The sequence below is a fragment of the Gemmatimonadota bacterium genome (assembly GCA_026705765.1).
GTDB lineage: Bacteria > Latescibacterota > UBA2968 > UBA2968 > UBA2968 > VXRD01.
The window spans coordinates 1-4,516 of sequence record JAPPAB010000183.1 but is presented as its reverse complement, the minus strand read 5'-3'; the positions used below and the strand labels follow the sequence as shown (position 1 = coordinate 4,516).

Annotated in this window: 2 protein-coding genes; both read right to left on the bottom strand. The window is 52.5% G+C overall.

Going from position 1 to position 4,516, the window contains the following annotated elements:
• The coding region (locus OXH16_23720) for a hypothetical protein (protein MCY3684413.1) at window positions 1-2,678 on the bottom strand (2,678 nt) is incomplete at its 3' end.
• Window positions 2,679-2,988: 310 nt separating this feature from the next.
• Window positions 2,989-4,516, bottom strand: a 1,528-nt coding sequence (locus OXH16_23715; GenBank protein ID MCY3684412.1) for a hypothetical protein, incomplete at its 5' end; no start/stop codon positions are given.

The following is a 4,516-nucleotide window of genomic DNA, read 5'->3' as shown; positions in this document are numbered from 1 at the left end:
TGCGACTCAATCGCCCAGATATACGTACCCGCATTCAGACGACCGCGCGTATTGGCATTCAAACCCACCGTGTGCGTATCCCACTCGATCTCGCCACGCGCTACCGGGTTGCCCCGCTGTGGGTCGAGCGTATCAAAGGTCTGGCGCCACGCCAGATCACCCGTCAGCGTGTAGATATACAGCGTACACCGGCTCGGCACATTGATCCACCGGATGCGAGGCGCGCCATAACTGTGCTCATCCCTGCCCTGTACCCAGGGATTGGGCACCACCCTGATCGGCAGCGACATGGTCTCATTCTCATTGTTCAGCAAGGCAGAAGTTAGCCTTGGCACAACGCCAGTGGCGGGCCACAAGTACTGATTGCGCTCATCCGAATGCCCAGTTTCCAGACCCTGCTCGTCAAACGCGCGTACCGAATAGTGGTAAATAAATCCCTGATCGGGTTCTGGATCGATAAACCTGTAGGTACCCCAGCGGAAAGGTCCATCGACCTCGGCTTCAGCGGGGTCCTCCTGGCCTTCTGCCCAGGGCTGATTGAGAAATTCAGCACCGGGGGGCGCATCTGAGGTCAACTGCCGTTCGCCTTCGGGTCCCTCAGCTTTGGGAATCGTCGCCAGCAATTTCCACGGTCCTGCCCGCATAAAAACAGAGCGATAAACCCGATAGCCCAGCACATCGGGACGACCCAGATCCGGATCAATCGCCGTATCGGCAATGCCCGACCAGTTTATTTCGATATTGCCTTGCAGGGTCGTCATCCCATTGACCTTCACATCGGGTGGCTGGTTAAGCCCGTCAAAGCCCAGGTCATATAGCTTTTGCGCTTCATTGCCGTGGGCATAAATCGCTTCCAGACCCAGTTCCAATTCATCGGTCAGGCTCTGCTGTTGCCAGTTCCACTCGTAGGGACGCGCATACCCGCTGGTATCCATGCGATACTTTTCAGAATTGGACGCCATACCCGCCACATAAGCGATCACCACCTTGGCTTTGTCGCCAGGACCCAGAGTATAGGGACCATAAACCTGTGCATCGATCCACGCACCCAATTCCTCATTGTCGTGGTACTGCACCATGCGGTCTGTATCATTTTCTCCGAGCACGCCAGCAGCATCGCTATAGATGTCGAACAATTGGTTCTCGCCATGCGTACCGCCATGCGGATCATCGCCCAGCGCCGAAGAATACATGCGCCACCTGAACACAGTGTGGGGCTGTGGACCTTCTGGCCTCACATAACCGCCTTTTCTATCTATTGCATTAAACGGATGATCAGACGTACCCGTCGCAATCGGCATCATCCCGATATACTGCGGAGAAAGCAACGTACCATCTCTAAAATTGGACGTTGACACGTATTGATGCTGTGCACGAGATCGGGCATAAGGCTCACCCAGGTCATTCCACAGGCGGGCGACTGCATCGCCATCATACACATACGTCAGATGCATCGGCGCGCCCTTGTAATTGTAGGCATATTCCGGATAATCGTAATTCTCCGCCTGTGTATAGCGCCAGTAATCGTCTTGCGTAGAGGGCTGAACCAAATTCCAGGCATTCGAGTTCGATCCCCCAGCAGGCACCCACTCAGCACCGGTCTTACTGGTGATAAATCCGTTCTTAACCACGATATAAACTTCGTCAAGTTGTTTGGGATACCCGGGATCAGCACTCCCATCGCCATCTGTATCGCCATTATTCCAGAACTCCATCTCCGTAATCAAGAAGTCATCGTAATCACCCCGGGTCATAATCGAAGACTGCTTGCCATTGGGAGATGGTACCGGGATCATCACGTCATTATCCGTGCCGGATATAGAATACGCATGCACCATCCGCTTCACCGAAATACCCGAAGCCTGCGACCAGCCCGTCACCATTAGATTCTCACCAAACAACTCGGGCGACAAACGAGGATGATTGGTCGCGACGCCATTTGAACGCATCTGATTCAACCCGGCCCGAACCGTTCTATAAGAAGACACCAGCATCTGCTTGAATGACTCGTTGTTCAATGGATAAAACCCATAGCTCCAATTGTAATAATCCATCGGCTCCACTTTGTCGGGACCAGGCGGAAAAGCGGCTTGTCCCAAACCACCGTAGATACCGTTACTATACTGATACTCCACTGGCTCGCCATTCACAAAATGGTGCGTGATCTTCATATTATTCATGCGGGGCCAGTAGAGTGCTGCATTTTGTCCGTAATTGAACAGATTAAACGGACGAGTGCCAGCCCGCCACACAGACCGCCAGATCGCTGCAATGCTTTCGACATTATTGCGCGGGTTGTGCTGAATCGGAAAAATATCTGCGGACGGCTGTCGAGGTCCCCCCTGAGATACAAACTTGCGCCCATCGTCTGTGCGCGCCATCACCCACACGCCATTGCCACGCGAATTATCCTGCCGGTTCACGCGGCCCACAATGCCCGACGCATAGGTTGAGGTCCACCGTCCGGGATAAGACATACCCACTTCTGCACCAAAGATACTGTCGCCATCCAGCGAATGCCCCAGTGTGCCATTATTGCGCAACGACACCCAGAGTTTCGCGCGATTGGTCGTGCGCCGGCGCGTGCGCTGCTGCGCGTCGGCATCAATCGTCATATACAACTCCGACACACCCAACACACCAATGAGAATTAGACAAAACAATAAAAATTTGCGCATCGTGTGATTCCTCCTATTTTGCCCCGGCGTGCCTCCGCGCACTTACAAGTCCGCGGATTTTTCACTCCTCTTCAGAGTCTCTCCTTTCCCCTCCCAAGGACAATATTGAAAGAACCCTCTCTTCTGATTTAGATTCACGGAATGACCTTTCCGTTCCCTATTCTCTGTACGAAAATTGTAAGACTCTGTTAAAGTCTGTAAAACAAAACGCGCCCATTTCTCAATGGACGCGCTTAATCATATCTGGACAGGCGGAAAATCAACCAATACTATATCAATACGCCGATGTTAGAGTTATTTTTTCAACCATTTAATTCCCATAACGGAAGCGCGCTTCGCGTTCGACGCTCTTGCCACTGACCAGATCGGTTACGATGACTTCGAGTGCGTTGACCCCGGGTCTGACTTTGTTGAGTACGATTTCGACGTATTCGCGCTCGTCGGCATCCCGTCCCGTGCGTTCGTTGGTGATAGCCACCTGGGGTTTGCGAGTTCTGAAAATGGTGCGCAATCCCGCGGTCGCTGCGCCAAATAGGCCAACGGCGGGCATGACACTGGAGCGAATGCGGTATTCGGTTTTGTAACGGGTTTGTCCAAAGTCGTCTTTGGTTAGATTGTAGATTTCAAAGTAGGCATAGACATTTTGCGTTATGGCATAACTGCGCGTGGGCATGGGAATAATCCACACGTCTTCTTTTTGGAATTTTGCTGCGCCTGCTTCCGCGATGTTCGAAGCCAGTTGAATTTCGCTGACTTGAAGCTCTGAGATTTGATAATCTCTGACTTCGAGTTCTTGTCGGTAGAGTCCGGTGCGTCCAGAGATGAGGTCTTTCATTTGTACCTGGAGTTCGTATTTGCCAGGCGGCACCTGGGTTTTGATGATTTCAGGCACAAAAGACCCCTGTTCAATTGTGCTGGGTACCTGTGCGCCGCGATACGCAAACGCATCGGTTGTGCGATAGATGGATGTGTGACCTTCATTTGCCAGCGCAACGGCCAATTGCACGTGGATGAAACTCGAATCGGCTTCTTGCTCAATTTCGACCTGTTCGGGCGGGATGCCGTAGTAGATCTCGAGATGGGTTTGTCCGTCGGGTCCGCGGAAGTGTGCCAGGTCATAATAAAAATTGAGTATATCGCCGGGAAGTCCAGGGCGATAAAAATCGGGCGAAGTCGATACGGCTTGCTGGTAGATGACTGCGGGCATGTGTTCGGTCATGCGGGCAATATAAGCGATGGCCTCGGGATCTTCGGTTGTGGCGTCGGGCAGTGGGGCAAAGTCATAGCGTCCATTGCCCATTTCGTCGGTGAATGTAATCTCTATGCCCCCATTGAGCTGAATATAGGTCCAGGTTTCCCAGGGCACGGTATCAATTTCACTGTCAATGGTAACAGGTGAATAGCGGCCAAATTGCAAGCGGGTATTGAGCTGTCCCGTTTGTTCATTGAGGACGCTTTCGATGGTACCCTCGCGCTCTAAAGGATTGCGCTCAAAACCGAATATGACACCCTCAGCCTCACCACTTTTGTCCGCGGAAAGTTCGGCCATACCTTCATCATCTTCATCGGCAGTTTCGCTGGTTTCCCCGGGCAGAAGTATAGGCGGATCCACAACATTTTCGCTGACGAAGTCGGAAAAGGTGTCTGGATCAACGAGAGAGTCTTTTTCCCGTCTGGTGCGAATGGGAAAGACGGGACCTGTGAAGGTGAAAAAGGCCGCTTCGGGACCGTAGATATCAACGGCCATCTGTGTGCGCACGCGCTCTACTTCGGTGGTTTGAAAAAAGTTGCGATCATTGGAGCGCGACCGGTAGTCGGGTTCGCCATATCGGATATAA